The organism is Kitasatospora sp. NPDC058063 (genome assembly GCF_042885395.1).
Lineage (GTDB): Bacteria > Actinomycetota > Actinomycetes > Streptomycetales > Streptomycetaceae > Kitasatospora > Kitasatospora lactacystinica.
In genome coordinates, this window is record NZ_JBHVSD010000045.1 from 19749 (window position 1) to 41082 (window position 21334).

16 protein-coding genes are annotated in these 21334 nt (G+C 72.7%); 8 read left to right on the forward strand and 8 right to left on the reverse strand.

The features are described from left to right. Positions 1–66: 66 nt before the first annotated feature. On the reverse strand, positions 67–825 hold the full coding sequence (locus ACFVUY_RS41450; protein WP_387694200.1) for a GntR family transcriptional regulator: 759 nt from the start codon (positions 823–825) through the stop codon (positions 67–69). 179 nt (positions 826–1004) lie between these two features. Here ACFVUY_RS41450 and ACFVUY_RS41455 point away from each other — a divergent pair, with 179 nt between their 5' ends. Beyond that, a complete protein-coding gene (locus ACFVUY_RS41455) occupies positions 1005–1238 on the forward strand; it encodes a hypothetical protein (RefSeq protein WP_387737139.1) in 234 nt (77 codons plus the stop codon). Between the two features lie 183 nt (positions 1239–1421). On the opposite strand, the gene ACFVUY_RS41460 is transcribed toward ACFVUY_RS41455, so the two are convergent. After that, a complete protein-coding gene (locus ACFVUY_RS41460) occupies positions 1422–1706 on the reverse strand; it encodes a hypothetical protein (protein ID WP_387694199.1) in 285 nt (94 codons plus the stop codon). Positions 1707–1919: 213 nt separating this feature from the next. Between ACFVUY_RS41460 and ACFVUY_RS41465 the strand changes: the two genes are divergently transcribed. The 3 genes from ACFVUY_RS41465 (at position 1920) to ACFVUY_RS41475 (ending at position 8075) form a co-directional block, all read left to right on the forward strand. Further along, positions 1920–4874 (forward strand): BTAD domain-containing putative transcriptional regulator, encoded by a 2955-nt coding sequence (locus ACFVUY_RS41465; protein WP_387694198.1) that lies wholly within the window; start codon positions 1920–1922, stop codon positions 4872–4874. Positions 4875–5448: 574 nt separating this feature from the next. Continuing rightward, complete coding sequence (locus ACFVUY_RS41470; RefSeq protein ID WP_387737147.1) at positions 5449–6120, forward strand: class I SAM-dependent methyltransferase; 672 nt, start codon at positions 5449–5451, stop codon at positions 6118–6120. A gap of 83 nt (positions 6121–6203) precedes the next feature. Then, positions 6204–8075, forward strand: coding sequence for a SpoIIE family protein phosphatase (locus tag ACFVUY_RS41475; protein WP_387737140.1), 1872 nt, complete (start codon positions 6204–6206; stop codon positions 8073–8075). Between the two features lie 90 nt (positions 8076–8165). Here the strand turns inward: ACFVUY_RS41475 and ACFVUY_RS41480 are convergent, their stop codons facing one another. Continuing rightward, positions 8166–10385 carry an MMPL family transporter gene (locus tag ACFVUY_RS41480; protein WP_387694196.1) on the reverse strand — a complete coding sequence of 740 codons (2220 nt, stop codon included), beginning with the start codon at positions 10383–10385 and terminating at the stop codon, positions 8166–8168. A 124-nt stretch (positions 10386–10509) separates the two neighbouring features. On the opposite strand from ACFVUY_RS41480, the gene ACFVUY_RS41485 reads away from it, so the two are divergent. Continuing rightward, positions 10510–11172, forward strand: coding sequence for a TetR/AcrR family transcriptional regulator (locus tag ACFVUY_RS41485; RefSeq protein ID WP_387694195.1), 663 nt, complete (start codon positions 10510–10512; stop codon positions 11170–11172). Positions 11173–11395: 223 nt separating this feature from the next. Here the strand turns inward: ACFVUY_RS41485 and ACFVUY_RS41490 are convergent, their stop codons facing one another. After that, positions 11396–12346 carry a LysR substrate-binding domain-containing protein gene (locus ACFVUY_RS41490; RefSeq protein ID WP_387694194.1) on the reverse strand — a complete coding sequence of 317 codons (951 nt, stop codon included), beginning with the start codon at positions 12344–12346 and terminating at the stop codon, positions 11396–11398. A gap of 190 nt (positions 12347–12536) precedes the next feature. Between ACFVUY_RS41490 and ACFVUY_RS41495 the strand changes: the two genes are divergently transcribed. Then, positions 12537–13088: a peroxiredoxin gene (locus ACFVUY_RS41495; protein WP_359899505.1), complete on the forward strand. Its 552-nt coding sequence runs from the start codon at positions 12537–12539 to the stop codon at positions 13086–13088. A gap of 3 nt (positions 13089–13091) precedes the next feature. Beyond that, complete coding sequence (locus ACFVUY_RS41500) at positions 13092–13634, forward strand: alkyl hydroperoxide reductase (RefSeq protein WP_359899503.1); 543 nt, start codon at positions 13092–13094, stop codon at positions 13632–13634. Positions 13635–13725: 91 nt separating this feature from the next. Here the strand turns inward: ACFVUY_RS41500 and ACFVUY_RS41505 are convergent, their stop codons facing one another. The 4 genes from ACFVUY_RS41505 to ACFVUY_RS41520 form a co-directional block, all read right to left on the reverse strand. Next, positions 13726–15267: an AI-2E family transporter gene (locus tag ACFVUY_RS41505; protein WP_387737141.1), complete on the reverse strand. Its 1542-nt coding sequence runs from the start codon at positions 15265–15267 to the stop codon at positions 13726–13728. 513 nt (positions 15268–15780) lie between these two features. After that, positions 15781–16539, reverse strand: coding sequence for a transglycosylase SLT domain-containing protein (locus ACFVUY_RS41510; RefSeq protein WP_380359217.1), 759 nt, complete (start codon positions 16537–16539; stop codon positions 15781–15783). 428 nt (positions 16540–16967) lie between these two features. Further along, complete coding sequence (locus ACFVUY_RS41515; RefSeq protein ID WP_359899497.1) at positions 16968–18299, reverse strand: PhoH family protein; 1332 nt, start codon at positions 18297–18299, stop codon at positions 16968–16970. A 238-nt stretch (positions 18300–18537) separates the two neighbouring features. Continuing rightward, positions 18538–19332: an isoprenyl transferase gene (locus ACFVUY_RS41520; RefSeq protein WP_181970663.1), complete on the reverse strand. Its 795-nt coding sequence runs from the start codon at positions 19330–19332 to the stop codon at positions 18538–18540. 399 nt (positions 19333–19731) lie between these two features. On the opposite strand from ACFVUY_RS41520, the gene ACFVUY_RS41525 reads away from it, so the two are divergent. Then, positions 19732–21333: a chitinase gene (locus tag ACFVUY_RS41525; protein ID WP_387737142.1), complete on the forward strand. Its 1602-nt coding sequence runs from the start codon at positions 19732–19734 to the stop codon at positions 21331–21333. The last annotated feature ends 1 nt before the right edge of the window (position 21334 follow it).

Consider the following 21334-nt stretch of genomic DNA (forward strand, 5'->3'; position numbering starts at 1 on the left):
CCGGGGCGGCGGTGTTCCCGCGCGGCGGACGGCAGCCGGCCGCGGCCGGTGGGCCCCGTCCGGCGCTCAGGCGTCGAAGTCGTACTCCAGGACGTAGGAGGCGGCGTCCAGGATCATCTCGTTGAGCTCGACGACCTGACCCTCGTCGGCGAAGGCGGTGCGGCAGATCAGGATGACGGGGGTGCCGGCGGACAGCTCCAGGCGGGCGGCCTCCTCGGCGCCGGGCATCCGGGAGCGGACCTCCTCGCGGAAGTGCACGGGCTTGGCGCCGATCTCGGCGAGCCGGGCGTAGGTGCCGCCGGGGCCGGTGTCCTCGCGGGTGATCGCGGTGCCCGCGACCAGGACGGCGGGCAGGTAGGAGGTCGACAGCAGCACCGGCTTGCCGTCGAGGACGAAGCGGCGGTGCCGCACGCACATCGGGGCGCCCGGGGCGGCCCCGAGCATCCGGGCCACGTGCTCGGGCGCGCCCTGCTCGGTGACGGACACCTGGTCGACCACCAGGCTGCGGTTGTCGATGTCCGCCGACCATATCGACCGGCCGGACCCCCACTGCCCCTGCGCCAGCCGCTGGATGCCGCGCCGGCGCAGCGGCCGGAAGTCCCGGACGAACACCCCGGCGCCGCGGCGCGCCTCGGCGATGCCCTCGCTCTGCAGCACGCCCAGCGCCTGGCGGGCGGTCATCCGGGCCACGCCGTACTCGTCCATGAGGTCGTTCTCGCCGGGCAGGCGGTCGCCCGCGCGGTACCGGCCGCTGTCGATGGCCGCTTTCAGCGCTTCGGCGATCCGCTGGTACTTGGGCTGCTTGTCGCCATTGCTGCCGGTCATCGCCGCTCCCTCTGCCTCGGACAAATCGTAGGCGTGCCCGCGGTCGCCGGTAAGGAGATACGACCGTTGACATCTCTAGAGATATTAGCTTCTCTAGAGATGCTGGCCAGTCGCCGACCAGAGCGAGGAGCAGCACGGTGAGCACCCGACAGCGAAACACCCCGGCCTACCGGCCCCACGTGGGTGAACTCGTCCTCGACCGGAGGACCGGACGCACCGGCATCTACATGGACACCATCGGCGGCGAGCACTACCTGCGCCCCGAGCCCGGCGGCCGGGAATGGACGGCCGACCCCCACCAGGTCGCCCCCGCCCCCGGGGCGGGCGATTCAGCCGAATACGATCTTCCTCGGCAATTTCGGCAGAACGCGGGCAAACGGCGGCATTCCGACCCCCGCAATACCCCCGGGTGAATCCGGAATTCCGGAACGTCCCGCACCCGCCGTCGGGCACGTTACGGATATCGCCGGTCACCATGAGTGCACCGCGGGCATGTTTCGGCCACCCGGTTGACACCTATGGGGAATTGGCGTGCCCATAACCACCGGTGCCCCCGCGCCCGGACGGGGGCGACGGGGGCACTCGACCGGCACGGCTCACGCGTGGCCGAAGACGATGCTCTCCGGCTCGTACTTCTCGCCCGGCTTGCCGGTGTCCGGCTTGGCCGGCTCCAGCAGGTGGTCGGCCTCGTCGCCGAAGATCCCGTTCTCGATCGCGTTCTTCCGGTCGGCACTCGGCTCGGTGTACTCGGTCGGGTTCGAGGTCGCGGCGACCGCGCCCTCGACAGCCTGGCCGGCCTCCACAGCGGAGTCCGGGGCCGGGGTCTGCGCCTGGTTCTCGGGCGTCGACGGCACCGGGGTCTCGCTCTGGTCGTTGGCCATTGGCGGCCGCCTTTCGGTCATCAAATGTCGTCGGCCCGACCGGCTTGGCGCGGGCGCGGGCACAGTATCGTAGGGTTGATTAAATGTCCGATAAACATCGTGCGACTTGCGGGACCGTCCGGCAGAGTCGGGCGTCCGCCTAAGCTGAAGCACCGCGGCGGACCGCCGAGCGCCCTTTCACGAAATCGACACCACAGGCCATCGGGGGACTTCATGGAGTTTCAGGAGACGCCGCCCTCGCCCGCGCTGCGCTTCCAGGTCCTCGGCCCGGTCCAGGCCTGGCTCGACGGGAAGCCCGTCTCCCTCGGCTCCCCCCAGCAACAGGCGGTCCTGAGCGCCCTCCTGCTGCACGCCGGCCGCCCGGTCACCACCCAGGACCTGGTCGACGCCCTGTGGGGCGATCGCCCCCCGGCCCAGGCGGTCGCCGCCCTGCGGACCTACGTCTCCCGGCTGCGCTCGGTCATCGAGCCGCGCCGCGAGGTCCGCGCACCCGCCGAACTACTGGTCTCGGTCGCCGACGGCTACGCCCTGCGCATCCCGGGCGAGGCCCTCGACCTGACGGTCTTCGAACGGCTCTGCGCCGAGGCCGCGGCCGCCCGGACGAACGGCGACAAGCAGGACGCGCACCGGCTGCTCACCGAGGCACTGGGCCTGTTCAGCGGCCGCCCGCTCACCGGCATCCCCGGCCCCTACGCCGACACCCAGCGGCTCCGACTGGCCGAGCGCCAGGTGGCCGCCGCCGAGGACCTGTGCGCCGCCGCCCTCACCATCGGGCAGCACGCGGAAATCGTCGGAGAGCTCAACAACCTGACGACGGAACATCCGCTGCGCGAACGGCTGCGCGAACTCCTGATGCTGGCGCTGTACCGCTGCGGCCGCCAGGCCGAGGCCCTCGGCGTCTACACCGACACCCGCAAACTGCTCATCGAGGAACTCGGGGTGGAACCGGGCGTCGGCCTGTCCACGATGCACACCCGCATCCTCGCGGCCGACCCCGCGCTCGCCCTCCCGGCCGTGCCCGAAGCGGCGGCGAAGGACCGGCCCACCGCCCCGGCACCGGCCCAACTCCCGGCCGATGTCCTGGACTTCAGCGGCCGCACCGAGCTGGTGAGCGACCTCTCGACGGTCCTGATGAACGCCACCGGCCAGGCCGTGGTGGTCACTTCGCTGGCCGGCATCGGCGGCGTCGGGAAGACCACCCTCGCGGTCCACGTCGCCCACCGGGTCCGGGCCGAGTTCCCGGACGGACAGCTGTACGTCGACCTGCGCGGCGCCGGCGCCTCGCCGGCCGACCCGGTCGTCGTCCTCGGCGACTTCCTCCACGCCCTCGGTGTCACCGAGAACCCGGAGTCGATGGAGCAGCGCGCGGCGCTCTACCGCTCGCTGCTCGCCAACCGGCGGATGCTCATCCTGCTGGACAACGCACGGGACGCCGACCAGATCCGGCCGCTGATCCCGGGCGTCTCCGGCTGCGCGGTGCTCGCCACCAGCCGTTCCCGGCTCGCCGGCATCCCCGGCGCGCAGCTGTTCGACGTCGAGGAGCTGACTCCGCGGGAGGCCCTGGCACTGTTCTCGGCCATCGTCGGGGAGCAGCGGGTCGCCGCGGAGCCGGAGGCGGCCATGGCGGTGGTCACCGCGTGCGGCTTCCTGCCGCTGGCGGTCCGCATCGCCGCCGCCCGGCTGGCCAGCCGGCCGCGGTGGAGCGTCTCCGACCTGGCCCGTCGGTTAGCCGACCAACGTCACCGCCTGGACGAGCTCCAACTCGGCAACCTCGCCGTGGAGACCACCATCGGGCTCGGCTACGGACAGCTGTCCACGGCCGAGGCCCGCGCCTTTCGACTGCTCGCGCTGATCGACTCCCCCGACATCCCGCTCGCGGCCGCCGCGGCACTCCTCGGCGTGGACGAGGACACCGCCGAGGAGCTCGTCGAGGCCCTGGTGGAAGCGAACATGCTGGAGTGCTTCACCCCCGGCCGCTACCGCTACCACGATCTGCTCCGCCTCTACGCCCAGCGGCAGAACGACCGGTCGGGCGACGGCGGGGAGCAGGAACGGGCCGTCCTGCGGCTGCTCGACCTGCTGATCCCGACCGTCCGCAACGCGGCCCGGACCCTCGAACCGGACGACCCCGAGCCCGAGCTGCTCACCACGCCGTCCTCGCCCGGGATCGGCCTGCCGACCAGCGGTTCCGCCCAGTCCTGGCTCCGGAGCGAGAGCGCCCTCCTGCTCAACTCCACGGCGGCGGCGGCGAACGGGCCCCGCTCCTCGCAGCACGCGGCGATCGACCTGTTGATCCTGCTGTACGGCCTCGATCCGGACCCGACCCACGGCCCCCAGGTACGGCCGGTCCTGGAAGCCCTCGGACGCGAGGCGGAGCTCCGCGACGACTCCGCCGCACTCGCCCGGGTGCACTTCGTCCTCGGGGCACTGAACTACGTCACCAGTGACTTCCAGGGCGCCGAGCACTCGCTGCGCCGCAGTCTGGACCACCAGTCACCGGACGTCCCGACCGTCCAGCTGCTGGCCACCGCCAACATCCTGGGAGTGATCCTGAGCCTGGGCAACCGCCCGGCCGAGGCCCTGCCGTTCATGGAACAGGCCCGGGCCACCAGCCAGGCGGTGGGCGCGCCGACCGCCGAGGCCCGCATCGTCAGCAACATGGCCCGGGCACAGCACCGGCTCGGGATGACCGAGACGGCGGTCCGGTCCGCCGGTGACGGTGTCGCCGCCGCCCGGGAGTCCAAGAACGGCCCGCTGCTCGCCCAGACCCTCTACCAGCTGGGTGTGGTGCTCTCCGGCGGCGACGCCGTTCCGCACCTGCGGGAGGCGCACCGGCTCTACCAGTCGCAGCAGAACCCCCTGTGGGAGGGCTACACCCTGGCCAGGCTCGCCTCGGCCCTGTTGGTCGCCGAGCAGCCCGCCGAGGCGGCCTCGGCGGCCGGCGAGTCGCTGGCGATCGGCCAGGAGCTGGGCTCCGCGTACTGCCAGGGCCTGGCGAACGCCGCACTGGGCGAGGCCCTGTTGGCGCTCGCCCAGCCGGCTCGCGGACTCGCCTGCCTCCAGGAGGCCCATGCGATCTTCACGCGGCTCGGTGTGCCTGAGGCCTCCCCCGTGGCGGACCTCATCTCCCAGCAGCACACCGAGCCCCTCTCTCCCCCCGCGCCGTAAGGCTTCCGCTCCCCCGCGGAGAACCTCCCCCGTTCCGCGCGTCGGCGCCCCCGCAGCCCCCCGGCTGCGGGAGCGCCCTCAACGCTTCCCCGGCGCTGGACTCCACTGTGCACCGGACCGATTGACGTTCGATAAACGTCCGATAGTCAGCCTGCGGATCGGCAAAACCGCAGGTCATCGACGTTCCCCTGGCGCGCTGTCCGGCGTGCGCGGCCGCGCGCACAACCCCGCCCGCACCCCCGTGCTTCCGCAACCCCGGCCACAACCACCCAAGCGCGGCGAGTTGGCCGGAAAGGGACCCCACGGCACAGTGATCACGCATATTCTCAGATGCCAGTACGCACACGAGTGTCTGCTCGGAAACGCATCGGGGTGCAGTCCGTCCGCGTGGTGCGCAGAGCGTGACGTACCGCCACCGGCAGCGGCCCGCGGGGCCGCGGAGGAGCCACCGGAGGCCACGGGTGGAAGGGTGCCTCGCAACGTGACGACCGGACAGATATCGGACCCGTTCCCCGTCGACGAGGACGCCGGCGACGACGAACCCGAGGTACGGCGGCGGCGGGCGGCCCGGGCACTGCAGGCGGTCGCCTTCGACACCATCGGCACGGAGTACGGCGAGGCGTTCCCCGCCAAGGACGGACAGCTGGCCTGCGGCCGGCGGCTGCTCGCCGAGCTCGAACCCGGCGCCCGGGTGCTGGACGTGGGCTGCGGCACCGGCGAACCGACCGTCCGCCAGCTGGTCGCCGACGGTCTGCGGGTGACCGGCGCGGACCTCTCCGACGGCATGCTCACGCTGGCCCGGCGGACCACCTTCCCAGGCGTTTTCGCGCCGGTGTTCCATCGGATCGACCTGTACGATCTGGCCACCGAGCGTGCGGACCGGGTCTGGAACGCCCCCGAACTGGGGCCGGACGGCCGGGGCCGCTTCGCCGCCGTCACCGCGTTCTTCTCGCTGATCCTGCTGCCGCAGGACGAGATCCCGACCGTGCTGCGGCAGCTGCGCGAACTCCTGCGGCCGGGCGGACTGCTGGCGCTCGGTATGGTCGAGGCGGACCTGGATCACGTTCCGCTTCCGTTCCTTGGCAGAGAGCTGCGGATCAGTGGGTATCTGAGGGAGGATCTGGAGCGGGTTCTGGTCACGGCCGGCTTCGCCGTCGAGGAGTGCTCGGGGCATCCGTACGCGCCGGCCAGTACCTCGCTGCCGCCGGAGGAACAGCTGTTCCTGCGCTGTCGACGCGTCGGCTGATCGAACCGGGACAGGCCCGGCCGCACCCGCGGCCGGTGCAACAGAACAGCTCACCGACCACACCGAATCCAGGACAGGCAGCCGTGCGCGACCAGCTCAAGACCGAGGCGGAGCAGCCGCCCGCCGTCCCGGGCCAGCGCCGCCAGGTCCCGGCCGCGACACCGGCCCCGGCGACGGCCCTGCCGGCAGCCCCGGTACGACGGGCGGGCGCACGGCCGGAACGCACCGAGATGGCGGACCGCCTGGCGTACCTCGACTCGGCGACCCGGCGGATCAACAGCGCCCTCGACCTCGCCGCGACGCTGCGCAACATCGGCCGGGTGCTGGTCCCGACGCTCGCCGACGCCGCCGTCGTCCACCTGCGCGACCCGCTGCCCAACGTCGAACGCGAACCCGGCTTCCCGGAGGAGCTGCGGATACACCACAGCACCGGCACCCGGATCGGCCGCCGCGGCCGCCCGAGCGGCCTGGACGACCGGCGCCGCTCCCGCTACGGCGCCCGCTCGACCGCCGACGGCGGCCCGGCCACCCCGGTGACCCGCGGCGGGGCGCTCGCCCACGCCCTGCTGAGCCGCCGCCCCGCCGAGGCCGCCGTCCTCGGCACCCCCGCCGCCGAACGCGCCGAGACGCTGCTGCGCGAGCTGTACGGCACCCGCGGGGTGGCCCGGCTGGCCGCCGGGACCTCCGTCCTCGCCCTGCCGCTGCGCGGGCGCAAGGCCGTGCTCGGGCTGCTGATACTGATCCGCCGCCCTCCCGAACGCACCGGCCGCCCGGTCTTCGACGCCGCGGACACCGCGACCGCGGCGCACCTCGCCACCCAGGCCGGGCTGGCCGTGGACACCGCACTGCGCTACGCCCGCGAGTGGGAGATCGCCAACGAACTCCAGCGCAGCATGCTGCCGCTGCGCCTGCCGCAGTCGCACGGCGTCCGGATCGCCCAGCGCTACCTGCCCGGCGAGCGCGGCGCACAGGTCGGCGGGGACTGGTACGACGCCGTCCCGCTGCCCGGCAACCGGGTCGCCCTGATCGTCGGCGACGTGATGGGCCACTCGCTCACCTCGGCCGCCATCATGGGCCAGCTGCGCACCAGCGCCCAGACCCTGGCCGCCCTCGACCTGCCGCCCCACGAGGTGCTCTACCACCTGGACGAACAGGCCCAGCGGCTCGGCCGGGAACAGCACCTGGCCACCTGCGTCTACGCGGTGTACGACCCGATCGCCAACCGGGTGGTGATGGCCAACGCCGGACACGTCCCACCGGTGCTGGTCCGCCCGGACGGCATCGCCGAACTGGTCGAACTGGACTCCGGAGCACCGATCGGCGTCGGCGGGGTGGACTTCAACTCCGTCGAACTGCCCGCACCGCCCGGCTCGGCCCTGCTGCTGTTCACCGACGGCCTGGTGGAGACCCGCACCCGCCCGATCAGCGACGGCCTGGAGATGCTGCGCGCCCGGATCGCCGCCGCCCGCTGGCAGTCCCCGGAGCAGCTGTGCCAGGAGGCGCTGCGGATCCTGCCGCCCGGCGACCGCGGCGACGACATCGCCCTGCTCGGTGCCTGCTTCGACGGCATCCCGGCCGGGGACGTCGCGCACTGGTACCTCCAGCCGCGCAACGAGACTCCGGGTCGGGCCCGCCGACTGGCCGCGCACACGCTGCGCCGCTGGGGGCTGGACGAGCTGAGCGAGGCGACCGAGCTGATGGTCAGCGAGCTGGTCACCAACGCCGTCCAGCACGCGACCCGGCCGGTCACCCTGAGTCTGGTGCGCACCGCCCGGCTGCGCTGCGAGGTCGGCGACGACAGCCCGCTGCTGCCGCGCCCGCGCCGCACCGGGCCGGAGGACGAACGCGGGCGCGGGCTGCAGATAGTGGCCCGGTGCGCGGACCGCTGGGGTGCGACCAGGCTGGGCACCGGCAAGGTGGTCTGGTTCGAGCAGCGGCTGCCCGCGGGGATGTGACCGCGCCCCCTCCAACGCGGGGGCGCGAACGCGGGGGCGCCCGGCGGGAACGGATCCCACCGGGCGCCGGGGCTTCCGGGGCCGGGGCCGTCAGATCCGGGTCGGCTCCACGGCCGGCTGCTCGGCCGGCTCCCGCGTCCCGTCCCCGGCCGGCCGTCGGGCGAGCCGGGCCATCAGCTGCTCGCCCTCCATGTCCACCCGCGGCACGACCTTCTCCAGCCGCTTCGGGAACCACCAGGCGGCCTTGCCGAACAGCGCCATCGCGGCCGGCACCAGCGCCATCCGCACCACGAAGGCGTCCACCAGCACGCCCACCGCGAGGGCGAAGCCGATCGGCTGGACGACCGGGTCGTGGCCGAAGACGAACGAGCCGAACACCGCCACCATGATCAGCGCGGCCGCCGTGACCACCCGGGCCCCGTTCCGCACCCCGGCCACCACGGCCTCGCGCGGCGCCGCGCCGTGGACGTGCTGCTCCTTCATCCCGGAGACCAGGAACAGCTCGTAGTCCATCGCCAGCCCGAACAGCACGCCGATCAGCAGGATCGGCACGAAGCTCACCACCGGCCCGACCTTGGGCACGTCGATCAGCCCGTCCAGCCAGCCCCACTGGTAGACCGCGACCACCGCGCCGAGCGAGGCGGTGACGCTGAGCAGGAAGCCGGCCACCGCCTTGAGCGGGACGAGCACCGAGCGGAACGCCAGCGCCAGCAGCACCACCGCGATCCCGACGATCACCGCGAGGAAGGGCGGCAGCGCCTGGCCGAGCTTGGTGGAGACGTCGATGTTGGCGGCCGTGGTGCCGGTGACGGCGATGTCCGCGCCGGTCTCCGCCTTCAACTCCGCCTTCCGGTCGCGGATCTCGTTGACCAGCGCCTCGGTGTCCGCGTGGTCCGGACCGGTCTGCGGGATGACGGTCACCAGCGCGGTGCGGCTCTCCTGGTCGACGGTCGGCGGCAGCAGCGTCCCGACGCCCTTGAGGGTCTGGAGCTTCGCGGCCACCTCCCGCACCGCCTGCTCGGGCTGCGGCGCGCCGTGGGCGTCCACCACGACCACCAGCGGAGCGTTGAAGCCCGGCCCGAAGCTCTCGCCGACCAGGTCGTACGCCTTGCGCGCGTCCGTCCCGGCGGCCTGCGAACCCCCGCTCGGCAGACCGAGGTTCAGGCTCGCGGCGGGCACCGCCAGGGCGCCCAGCCCGGCCAGGGCGACCAGCAGGACGGGCAGCGGGCGGCGGACCACGAAGCGGCCCCAGCGCTCGCCCATGGTGGTGCGGCCGTTGGCGGTCAGGGCCCGCTTCCAGATCGGCAGCCGGTCGATGGCCCGGCCGGTGAAGCCCAGCACGGCGGGCAGCAGCGTGATCGCGACCAGGACGGCCACCACGACGGCCCCGGAGGCGGCCAGACCCATCACGGTGAGGAAGGGCACGCCCGCGACGGCGAGTCCGGCGAGCGCGACGACCACGGTCAGGCCGGCGAAGACGACGGCGCTGCCGGCGGTCGCGGTGGCCCGGGCGGCGGCCTCCTCCGGCTCCAGGCCCTCGTCCAGGTGGCGGCGGTACCGGAAGAGGATGAACAGCGCGTAGTCGATGCCGACCGCGAGGCCGACCATCAGGGCCAGCACCGGCGCGGTGGTGATGATCTCGAAGGAGCCGGTGAGCGCCAGCAGGCCGGCCATCGTCACGCCGACGCCGACCAGCGCGGTCAGCAGCGGCAGCCCGGCGGCGACCAGCGTGCCGAGGGTGACCACCAGCACCAGCCCGGCCACCACCAGGCCGATCGCCTCGCTGCCGCCCTCGATCCGGGCCATCGTGTTGTACGCGTCGCCGCCGAAGGCCACGTCCAGCCCGGCCGCGCGGGCCGGCTCGGCGGCGGCCTTCACCGCGTCGCGCTGCTGGTCGGTGACGTCGGCGAGCTTGTGGTCGAAGGAGACCAGCGCGAGCGCGACCTTCCCGTCCGGCGAGAGCGCGCCGGTGGCGTACGGGTCCGGCACCGCGGCCACGCCCGGCACCTGGGCGATCCGGGCGACGGACTCGCCGACCGCCCTGACCGCCTCGGGCGTCCCGATGCCGCCGGGCGCGCCGGCGGCGAAGACGACCTGCGCGGAGCCGTGGCCCTGCGCCGGGAAGGTGTCCTTGATCCGGTCCAGGGTGGCCTGCGCCTCGGTGCCCGGGACCTTGAACTCGTCGGTGGTCTTGCCGGCGAAGGCGCCCGCGACCCCGCCGACGGCGAGGAGCAGGGCGATCCAGACGGCGGCGACGGCCCGTCGCCGCCGGAAGCAGTATCGGCCCAGTCGGTACAGGTACGTGGCCATCGGCGGTCCCTCGGGTCGGTCAGGGCAGGTCGCGTCCCACCGTAGACCGAACTTTGTCGGGTGACAAAGTTGGACGACAAGATCGCACGACACAGTTGCCCGCCCGTGGCGCTACCCTGACTGGATGGCCCACGTCCCCGCCTCCGAACGCCGACCGCAACTGGTCCAGGCCGCGATCGACCTGATGACCAGGGAGGGAATCGCCGCCGGCAGCACCCGCGCGATCGCGGCCGAGCTGGGCGTGGCGCAGGCGACGGTGCACTACACCTTCGGCACCAAGAAGGACCTCTACCGAGCGGTCGTCCAGCAGCTGAAGTCCGACTTCGTCGGCGAGGTGCGCGCCGCCTCCCCCGGCGACGGCGCGTTCGGCGAGCAGGTCCGCACCCTGGTGCTCGCGCTCTGGGAGGCCGCCACCGGCGAGCACGGACGCTGCGTGCTGCTGAGCGAGTTCGGGGCGCTGGCCATGCGCGACCCGGACATGCAGGAGATCATGCTCGGGCTCCAGCACGACATCGAGGGCACCGCCACCGAGATGCTCGACGCCCTCGCGGCCGCCCACGGCCTGAGCCTGGCGCTGCCCGCCCGCCGGATCGCCGTCCACTTCCTCGGCGGCTTCGACGGCCTGACGGCCCGCCACCTCACCCTGCGCCGGCCCGGCGACCGGCCCGACCAGGACACCCTGGAGGCGCTGGAGCTCCTCGTCGCGACGACGGTCGGACTCTGCCTGGGCACCCCGGCCGCCCGCCCCGAGCCGGGCCGGCACGGAGGCCGGGACACCCTGGGCTAGACCCTCTCTTTCGGATCACGCCAGGCGGTCGCCGCCGGAGCACGCACCTCGCCGGCTTGTCGTCGGTCGCCGATGCTCCGCATGGACTCCCTCCTCCGCACCGCCGATGCACGCACTCCAACGACGCCCACTGGTCCGACGTGATCCGAAAGAGAGGGCCTAGGGCCTGTCTTCAAACCCCCGTCGTCCCGCCGCCCCGCAGGCGGGGGTTTGAAGACAGGCCCTAGGACACGATCCGGACCGGCAGCTCGACCAGCACCTCGCGCAGCGCGGCCGCGAAGCGCTCGTACTCGGCGTTGCGGGCCGAGCCCGGCCGGACGGCCAGCCCGATCCTGCGGCCGGGCTGCGGTGCGGCGAAGCGGACGGCGGCCAGCCGGTCGGTGCGCCCGGCCTCGACGTCCAGCGCGGTGGCGGGCAGCAGGGTCACCCCGAGGCCGCCGGCGACCAGCTGGACCAGGGTGGACAGGCCGGCCGCGCGGGTGGTCGAGCCCGCCGGGTCGGCGCCGACCTCGCGGCAGATGTCCAGCGCCTGGTCGCGCAGGCAGTGGCCCTCCTCCAGGAGCAGCACGTCCAGGTCGAGCAGCACGTCGCGCGGGACGTCGATCCGCCCGGCGAGCGGGTGGCCGGGCGGGGTGAGCAGGACGAAGTCCTCGTCGAACAGCGGGATGTCCTTGGTCGGCGAGGCCCCGCCGGCCGGCAGCGCGAGCAGCAGGACGTCCAGCCGCCCGGCGGCCAGGCCCTCCAGCAGCGAGGGGGTGCGCTCCTCGTGGACGTGCAGTTCCAGGTCCGGGAAGCCGTCGCGGACCAGCCGCAGCACGGTGGGCAGCAGATAGGGCGCGACGGTCGGGATGACGCCCAGGTGCAGCGGCCCGGTGAACGGACGGCGGGCGGCCTCGACCTCCTCGGTGAGGGCCTGCAGCGAGGCGAGCACCCGGCGCGCGTGCTGGTGCACACGCTCCCCCAGTGGGGTGACGATCACCTTGCGCGTCGTACGCTCGACCAGCTGCGCGCCCAGCGACTCCTCCAGCGCCGCGACCGCCCCGGACAGCGCGGGCTGGCTGGTCCCGGTGGCGGCGGCGGCCTCCCGGAAGTGCCGGTGCTCGGCCACCGCGACGAAGGCGCGCAACTGGGCGACGGTCGGGGTGCGCGGGCTCCGGGCTGTGGCGCTCGCCACAGTCGGGTCGCCCTTGGTGCCGCCGCTGCGGCGGGAACCCGGCCGCGACGTGGGGGATTCAGTACTGATAACAATCTCCGATCAGACACATCCAGTGTAGCTATTTCCCTGATCAGTCCACGATGTGGAACTGTGAGTGGTGTCCGGATTCCGGACAAGCTCCCCTCATCTCACTTCAGGAGAAGCGAACGTGCTCACGATCGGTGACAAGTTCCCCGAGTTCGACCTCAAGGCCTGTGTCGACCTGGACGCCGCGAGCGCCTTCGCCGATATCAACCACAAGTCCTACGAGGGCAAGTGGAAGATCGTCTTCTTCTGGCCGATGGACTTCACCTTCGTCTGCCCGACCGAGATCGCCGCGTTCGGCAAGCTGAACGACGAGTTCGCCGACCGCGACGCCCAGGTTCTCGGCGTCTCCGGCGACTCCGAGTTCGTGCACCACGCCTGGCGCAAGGACCACAAGGACCTGCGCGACCTGCCCTTCCCGATGCTGGCCGACATCAAGCACGACCTGATGCGCGCCTGCGGCGTCGAGGGCGAGGACGGCACCGCCCAGCGCGCCGTCTTCATCGTCGACCCGAACAACGAGATCCAGTTCGTCATGGTCACCGCCGGCTCCGTCGGCCGTAACCCCAAGGAGGTCCTGCGGGTGCTGGACGCCCTGCAGACCGACGAGCTGTGCCCGTGCAACTGGAACAAGGGCGAGGACACCCTCGACGCCCAGGCCCTGCTGGCGGGCTGACCCATGGCTCTCGACGACCTGAAGGCCGCCCTCCCGGACTACGCCAAGGACCTCAAGCTCAACCTGGGCTCGGTCATCGGCAACTCCGACCTCCCCGCCCAGCAGCTCTGGGGCACCGTGCTGTCCTGCGCGATGGCCACCCGCAGCCCCGGCCTGCTGCGTGAGCTGGAGCCCGAGGCCAAGGCCAACCTGTCCCCGGAGGCGTACAACGCCGCCAAGGGCGCGGCCGCGATCATGGGGATGAACAACGTCTACTACCGGACGCTGCACCTGCTCTCCGACAAGGAGTACAGCACGATGCGGGCCGGTCTGCGGATGAACATCATCGGCACCCCGGGCGTCGAGAAGGTCGACTTCGAGCTCTGGTGCTTCGCGGTCTCCGCCATCAACGGCTGCGGCCAGTGCCTCGACTCGCACGAGGCCGTGCTGCGCAAGGCCGGCGTCGAGCGCGAGGTCGTCCAGGCCTCGATGAAGATCGCCGCCGTCCTCCAGGCCGTGGCCGGCGTCCTCGACTCCGAGGCCGCCCTCGCCGCCGTCACCGCCTGACGCACCCGGCACGACGACGGGCCCTCCCGGACACCATGTCCGGGAGGGCCCGTCGTCGTTCTCCGCACCGGAAGTCCGGCACGGCGGAGGGTCAGTCGGCGGCGGGTGCGGCCGGCGCGGCGGAACCGGTGGCCGCGGTGCGCTCGCCGGTGCGCTCGGAGCTGCGCCCGGCGGCCTGTCCGGCCGTCCGTTCGGCGGCCTCGCGGGCGGCTTCGAGCGCGGTGAAGACGGCCTGGCCGGCCTCGTTGCGCCGGCGCAGGTGGGTGACCACGGTGTTGGTGACGGCGATCAGCGGGACGGCGACCACCGCGCCGCCGATGCCCCCGATGATGCCGCCGGCCGCGACGCCGAGCACCACGCCGAGCGGGTGGACCCTCACGGCCCGGCCGAGGATCAGCGGCTGGAGGATGTGACTCTCCACCTGCATCACCACCACCAGCACCACCAGCACCATCAGCGCCGTCCACGGCCCCTGGGTGACCAGCGCGATCAGCACCGCGACGGTGCCGGTGACCAGTGCGCCGACCAGCGGGACGAAGGCGCCCAGGAAGATGATCACGGCCAGCGGCAGGGCCAGCGGCACGCCCAGCAGATCGACGCCGATGCCGATGCAGAGCGCGTCGATGAAGGCCACGCAGACCGTGCCGCGCACATAGGCGGTGAGCGTCGCCCACGCCTTCGGGCCGGCCCCGGCCATCGCGAAGCGGGAGTGCCGCGGCAGCCCGCGCAGCGCCCAGTTCCAGATCTTCGCCCCGTCGTAGAGGAAGAAGAAGGTGGTGAAGAAGGTCATCAGCAGTGCGGTCAGCACCTCGACGGCGATCTGCGCGCCGGTGATCGAGGCCGAGGTGAGCTGATCGGTGTTGGTGGTGATGGCCTTGGTGATCTGGTTGGCGAAGTCGGTGATCTGCTGCTGGGTCAGGTGCAGCGGCCCGGTGACCAGCCAGTCCCGCATCTGGTTGACGCCGGTCTTCACCTGGGTGGTGACGTCCGAGAGGTTGGTCGACACCTGCCAGACCACGAACCAGCCGACCAGTCCGATCCCGGCGAGACCGCTGAGGAACACCCCGCCCGCCGCCAGCGAGCGCGGCACCCCGCGCCGGCGCAGCCAGGAGACCGAGGGCTCCAGCAGCGCGGTGATCAGCAGCGACGCCAGCACCGAGAAGGCGACCAGCCGCAGCATGTCGACCACGTAGAAGACGACGTAGAGCGCGGCTCCGAGCAGCAGCAGCCGCCAGGTCGACTCCGCGGCCACCCGCAGCCCCCACGGCACCGCCTCGGCGGGGGTGGCCGGGCGGCCGGGGTGGTACTCCCGCCCGAACCCGGTGTGCGCGACCGGCGCGGGCGCGGTGACCGGGGCCGCCGCGGCGGACGGCGGGACCGCCTCGGCCGCCGGGGCCGGGTCGGCCCGCGGGACCGGGACCGGTCCGGGCACCTCGGCGAGTGCCGGGACAAGTGCCGGGACGTGCCCGTCCACGAGCGCCGGAACGTTCCCGGCGGCCGGCCCCGGAAGGGCCGGCTCGTGCGGATCGGCCGCCATCGCGGCCCGCCGGCGCCGTTCGATCACGGCGGCCGCGCTCGCCACCACGGCCATGCCCTTGGCCACGGCCTTGAAGGCCTTTCCGCCCCGCGCCATCCTCGCTACCACCGCTCCACTGCCGAACCCGCCGTGCCCGGCGGTACGCCGCGGGTCCCGCCGCGGCCGTCAGGGATGACGCTACCCGGCGAGGGCGCGGCCAGTCCGGCCGCGGGCCCGTTCGACTCGAACCTCCCATGCCGACGAACCGGACAAAACGCAAGGTTCCATCCGGTTTCGGATGCGGTCCGCTGGGGAGGAGTCGGGACGAGACCCCGGAGCCCGGCCACCGAGGTCGCCCCGCGGCCAACTGCCGGCGGACCGGCCGGTGCGGGAAGCAACCAGGACCCCTTTCCGCGCCCCGCGTCCGCAACCGGGACCGCACCGCCCGAGGGCGCACTGGTCAGCGCAGCCCGGGCGGCGCGGTCCGCAACCGGGCTCGCACCCCGCACCCCTCGGGCCAACGCCCTGGCGACACCCGTGTCCGAGAACGCCGCGGCCCCCGGCCGCTCGCCCGGGGAGGGCGAACGGCCGGGGGCCGCGGGAACCGCGCCGCCGGGGCGGCAGCCGGTCCTAGTACCAGTTGTGGGCCTGCCAGAACGACCACGCGCCACAGGGGCTGCCGTAGCGGGAGTTCATGTAGCCGACGCCCCACTTGATCTGGGTGGCCGGGTTGGTGCGCCAGTCGGCACCGGCCGAGGCCATCTTGGTGCCGGGCAGCGCCTGGACCAGACCGTACGCGCCGGAGCTCTTGTTGGTCGCGGTGTAGTCCCAGCCGCTCTCGCGCTTCACGATCTGGCTGAAGCACTGGAACTGCGCGTCGTTGCCGACGATCTGCCGGGCCAGGTCCTGGACCGAGCCGGGGCTGACCGAGACGGGCGGAGCGCTGTCCTCGACCGCGGTCATCGCGGAACGGGACTTGGACCGGTTCGCGGCGGCCTCGTCGGCCTTGCGCTTGTCGTCCGCGGCCTTGGCGGCCTTCTCCGCGTCGGCCTTGGCCTGGGCATCGGCCTTCGCCTGGGCGTCCGCGGCGGCCTGCTGGCGCGCGGCCTCCTCGGCGGCCTTCTGCTCCGCGGCGGCCTTGGCGGCGGCGTCGGCGGAGGCCTGCTGGGCGGATGCCTGCTGGCCGATGTTGTCACTGATGGTCTGCGCCTGGGCGCCAGAGGGGACTTCGGCAAGCAGGGTCGCGCCGGCGACGTCAACCGTCTGCGTGGTCTTGCCCTCGCTGCCCGAGGCCATACCCACGACGGCACCGACAGCGGTGACGGCGGTGGCGGAGGCCACAGCAACTCCCCGGACCGAGATCCGAGTCACATGGTTTCCTTCCAGCATCGCCCACGCGTGACCGTACGGGCGCAAGATGCCCCTTGGCACGGACCTCCGCACAGTGCTCTGGTCACGGGAGGTGCTGGCCCGGCGTCCGGCCGAGGTGACCGGGCGTTGAAATCGGGCGGCGTACGGCTCAACGGTTTTCAATTGTGTGTCCACCGACCGGAGTTGGCGAACCTTCCCGGGCCTGACTCCCGGAGTCCGGAAGCCCTGCCGCGCCGTACGCGGGGCCTGACAGAACCCTCACCATGCCGCACCGGGCACGGTCGACGCAATTCCCCTTCGCGTGGCGCATGTCACATTCACCGTACGGCGGTTTCCCGGACGGAAAGCACTCGATGTGATGAAACGGGCGGAGCCCGCTCCGTCAGGAGCGGGCTCCAGGTCATGAGTTGACCATATTGTCCCACTATGCCCCGATCAGGGGCGGATCACGGGTGGATGTCCTCCAGCATCTCCGTGACCAGCGCCGCGATCGGCGAACGCTCCGAGCGGGTGAGCGTGATGTGGGCGAAGAGCGGATGACCCTTCAGCTTCTCCACCACCGCCACCACGCCGTCGTAGCGGCCCACCCGGAGGTTGTCCCGCTGCGCCACGTCGTGGGTGAGCACCACCCGCGAGCCCTGGCCGATCCGGGACAGCACCGTCAGCAGGACGTTCCGCTCCAGCGACTGCGCCTCGTCCACGATCACGAAGGCGTCGTGCAGCGAGCGCCCCCGGATGTGGGTCAGCGGCAGCACCTCCAGCATCCCGCGGGAGATGACCTCCTCGATCACGTCCGGGGTGGTGACGGCGGAGAGGGTGTCGAAGACCGCCTGCGCCCAGGGGCCCATCTTCTCCGCCTCGGAACCGGGCAGGTAGCCCAGCTCCTGGCCGCCGACCGCGTACAGCGGCCGGAAGACCATCACCTTGCGGTGCTGCCTCCGCTCCAGCACCGCTTCCAGCCCCGCGCACAGCGCCAGCGCCGACTTCCCAGTGCCGGCCCGGCCGCCCATCGACACGATCCCGATCTCCGGGTCGAGCAGCAGGTCCAGCGCCACCCGCTGCTCGGCGCTGCGCCCGCGCAGCCCGAACGCCTCGCGCTCCCCGCGCACCAGCCGCACCCGGCCGTCGCCGGTGACCCGGCCGAGCGCCCGGCCGCGCTCCGAGGTCAGCACCAGTCCGGTGTGGACGGGCAGCTCGGTGGCGCCGTCGACGTCCACCCCCGCGTCGTGGCCGGCCGAGAACAGCGCGTCCACCTGGTCCGCCGGGACGTGCAGCTCGGACATGCCCGTCCAGCCCGAGGTGATCGCCAGCTCGGCCCGGTACTCCTCGGCGAGCAGGCCCACCGAGCTGGCCTTGATCCGCAGCGGCAGGTCCTTGGACACGACGGTCACGTCGTAGCCCTCGGCCTGGAGGTTGCGGGCGACCGCGAGGATCCGGGTGTCCGCCTCACCGCCGGCCCGGTAGCCGGCCGGCAGTATCGACACGTCGGAGTGGTTGAGCTCGACCCGGATGGTGCCACCGAGCTCGCCGACCGGGATCGGCTCGTCGAGCCGGCCGTGGCGGATCCGGTAGTCGTCGAGCAGCCGCAGCGCCTGGCGGGCGAAGTAGCCCAGCTCCGGGTGGTGTCGCTTGGCCTCCAGCTCGGTGACGACCACCACCGGGAGGACGACCTCGTGCTCCTCGAAGCGGGTCATGGCGAGCGGGTCCGCCAGGAGCACGCTCGTGTCGAGAACGTACGTGCGCCGGTCTGGTGTCCGGCGGCTCTTCGAACTGACCACTAGGCCTCCAGAGCGGATGACCCTGCGTCATCCGCGGCATGCCGGCCCCCGCTGCCCCGGTGGCCTCGGGACCGGACTGACTGGAGTATTCCCAGGCGGGGAGCGGTGCATTCGCGCCCCCGGAGAACTGACGGATCATTGCCGGTGAACGTTTGGCCTCGCGCCGGCACCGGGTAGGCCAGGCCTACGGCGGTCATTTCCTCCGGACGGGCCGGTGGCCGGGGCCACCGTGCCGGGGTTACAGCCCCAGCCGCCGGTGGCGCTGCTCGTACGCCCGCAGCGCACGCAGGAAGTCGACCTTGCGGAAGGCCGGCCAGTACGCCTCGCAGAAGTAGAACTCGCTGTGCGCGCTCTGCCAGAGCAGGAAGCCGGACAGCCGCTGCTCGCCCGAGGTGCGGATGATCAGGTCCGGGTCGGGCTGGTTGCGGGTGTACAGGTGCTCGGCGATGTGCTCGACGGTCAGGACCTCCGCCAGTTCCTCGATCGAGGTGCCGCGCCCGGCCTGCTCCTGGAGCAGCGAGCGGACGGCGTCGGCGATCTCGTGCCGACCGCCGTAGCCGACCGCGACGTTGACCGTTATGCCGTCGATGTCGGCGGTCTGGTCGGCGGCCCGCTTGAGCACGTCGGCGGTGTGCTGCGGCAGCAGGTCCAGCGCGCCGACCGGGTTGACCCGCCAGCGGCGGGCGGCGGCCAGGCCGGTGACGGCGTCCTCGATGATGCCGAGCAGCGGGACGAGCTCGTCGGCCGGGCGGTCCAGGTTGTCGGTGGAGAGCATCCAGAGGGTGACGACCTTGACGTGGGTCTCGTCGCACCAGCCGAGGAACTCGCTGATCTTGTCGGCGCCGCGCTGGTGGCCGTACGCGGTGGAGCCGCCGGCCGCCTTGGCCCAGCGGCGGTTGCCGTCCAGGATCACGCCGATGTGGCGCGGGGTGCTCGCGAGGTGGACCTCGACCCGTCGACCGTAGAGCCCGTACATCCCGCCGAGCAGGGTGCGCAGCCCCGGCGTCCGTTCGGCGACATCGCGCAGACCCATCTTTCCCGGCCCCTCCGTGCTCGTTGCAACTGGTGCGTCTCCGCCCCGGGCGCAGCCTACTCCGGCGCGCAGGTGCACAGTAAAGCCGCAGGTAGCGGTCTGGTCACGGTCCTGTACGAAGTCTGTCCCGACGGGCGTGTCGGGGGTCGTCCGGGCGGGCCGCGGGGTCGCTGAGGGGCTCCCGGGGCGCGGACACGGAACGGTCTCCGAATCCTTAACGGAACCGTAAGCCGTTCTTCCGATGCTTGACGACCAGCAATGGTCTAGTCCAGCTTTTGATCCGGGACGGAACGATCCTCCGGCTCCGCCCCGCAGGCTCACTTCGGACCTCCCCTCCCCCACACGCGGCCGCCGCGCCCCCCACCGCGGCGGCCGCTCCTCCCCCAGGAGCGTCGCCCCATGGCCCGTACGCTGAACCAGCCCTCGCACAAGCGCCGGCGCAGCCCCCTCCCGGCCGTCGCGGCCGGTGCCACCGCCCTCGCCCTGGCCGGCGGCGGCCTCGCCCTCTTCGCCGGCGGCGCCAGCGCGGCGGTCGGCAACCTGGTCGACAACGGCGGCTTCGACGGCGGGCTCGGGGGCTGGACCTGCACCGGCGCCGCGACCACGGTCTCCTCCCCGGTCCACTCCGGCACCGGCGCGCTCCAGGCGACCCCGGGCGCCGGTGACACCGCCGAGTGCACCCAGACCATCAGCGTGCTGCCCAACACCAGCTACACCCTGAGCGCGTGGGTCCAGGGCCCGTACGTCTACCTCGGTGCGCGCGGCACCGGCGGCACCGACCCGTCCGCCTGGTCGAACCAGAACAGCTGGAACCAGCTGTCCAGCACCTTCACCACCGGGGCGAACGCCACCAGCGTCACCGTCTACCTGCACGGCTGGTACGGCCAGAGCGCCTACCTGGCCGACGACGTCGCGCTGATCGGCCCCGGCGGCACCGGCACCCCGTCGCCGACGGCGACCCCCACCCCCACCGCGACGCCCACGGCCACCGCCTCCCCCACGGCCACCGCGACGCCCACCCGGACCGCGACCCCGACGCCCACCCAGACCGCGACGGCGACCCCCACCGCCACGCCGACCAGCACCACCCCGCCGGTCACCGGCCTGCCCGCCCACGTGGTCACCGGCTACTGGCAGAACTTCGACAACAACTCGACCGTGCAGCGGCTGAGCGACGTCCAGAGCGCGTACGACATCATCGCGGTGTCCTTCGCCGACGCCGTGCCGACCAGGACCGGCGCGATCAGCTTCACCCTGGACCCGGGCCTGTCCAAGGCGCTCGGCGGCTACACCGACGCCCAGTTCCGCGCCGACATCAAGGCCAAGCAGGCGGCCGGCAAGAAGGTCGTCCTCTCCATCGGCGGCCAGAACGGCGCGATCACCGTCGGGGACGCCACCGCCGGCGCCAACTTCGTCAACAGCGCCTACGCGATCATCAAGGACTACGGCTTCGACGGCATCGACGTCGACCTGGAGAACGGTGTCCAGGCCGGCCCGCTCGGCGACGCGCTGCACTCCCTGCAGGCCAAGGTCGGCCCCGGCTTCGTCCTGACCATGGCCCCCGAGACCATCGGGATGTACAACACCTCCGGCGCCTACTTCCAGCTGGCGCTGAAGACCAAGGACATCCTCACCGTCGTCAACACCCAGTTCTACAACTCGGGCGGCATGAACGGCTGCGACGGCAAGGTCTACAACCAGGGCACCATCGACTTCATCACCTCGCAGGTCTGCACCCAGATCCAGGGCGGCCTGCGGCCGGACCAGGTGGGCATCGGCGTCCCGGCCTCCACCCGGGCCGCGGGCGGCGGCTACGTCGCGCCGGCCGTGGTGAACAACGCGCTGGACTGCCTGGCCACCGGTAACAACTGCGGCAGCTTCGTGCCGCCGGCCAAGTGGCCGACCATCCGCGGCGCGATGACCTGGTCGACCAACTGGGACGTCAACAACGGCAACGCGTTCTCCAACGCGGTCGGCCCGTTCGTCCACAAGATGCCGTAAC

What these genes read in the sequence shown, in the direction of transcription:
- ACFVUY_RS41465 (WP_387694198.1), top strand. Translation starts at nt 1,920, where the DNA reads ATGGAGTTTCAGGAGACGCCGCCCTCGCCCGCGCTGCGCTTCCAGGTC.
- ACFVUY_RS41485 (WP_387694195.1), top strand. Translation starts at nt 10,510, where the DNA reads ATGGCCCACGTCCCCGCCTCCGAACGCCGACCGCAACTGGTCCAGGCC.
- ACFVUY_RS41520 (WP_181970663.1), bottom strand. Translation starts at nt 19,332, where the DNA reads ATGGGTCTGCGCGATGTCGCCGAACGGACGCCGGGGCTGCGCACCCTG.
- ACFVUY_RS41510 (WP_380359217.1), bottom strand. Translation starts at nt 16,539, where the DNA reads ATGCTGGAAGGAAACCATGTGACTCGGATCTCGGTCCGGGGAGTTGCT.
- ACFVUY_RS41505 (WP_387737141.1), bottom strand. Translation starts at nt 15,267, where the DNA reads ATGGCGCGGGGCGGAAAGGCCTTCAAGGCCGTGGCCAAGGGCATGGCC.
- ACFVUY_RS41460 (WP_387694199.1), bottom strand. Translation starts at nt 1,706, where the DNA reads ATGGCCAACGACCAGAGCGAGACCCCGGTGCCGTCGACGCCCGAGAAC.
- ACFVUY_RS41450 (WP_387694200.1), bottom strand. Translation starts at nt 825, where the DNA reads ATGACCGGCAGCAATGGCGACAAGCAGCCCAAGTACCAGCGGATCGCC.
- ACFVUY_RS41500 (WP_359899503.1), top strand. Translation starts at nt 13,092, where the DNA reads ATGGCTCTCGACGACCTGAAGGCCGCCCTCCCGGACTACGCCAAGGAC.
- ACFVUY_RS41525 (WP_387737142.1), top strand. Translation starts at nt 19,732, where the DNA reads ATGGCCCGTACGCTGAACCAGCCCTCGCACAAGCGCCGGCGCAGCCCC.
- ACFVUY_RS41480 (WP_387694196.1), bottom strand. Translation starts at nt 10,385, where the DNA reads ATGGCCACGTACCTGTACCGACTGGGCCGATACTGCTTCCGGCGGCGA.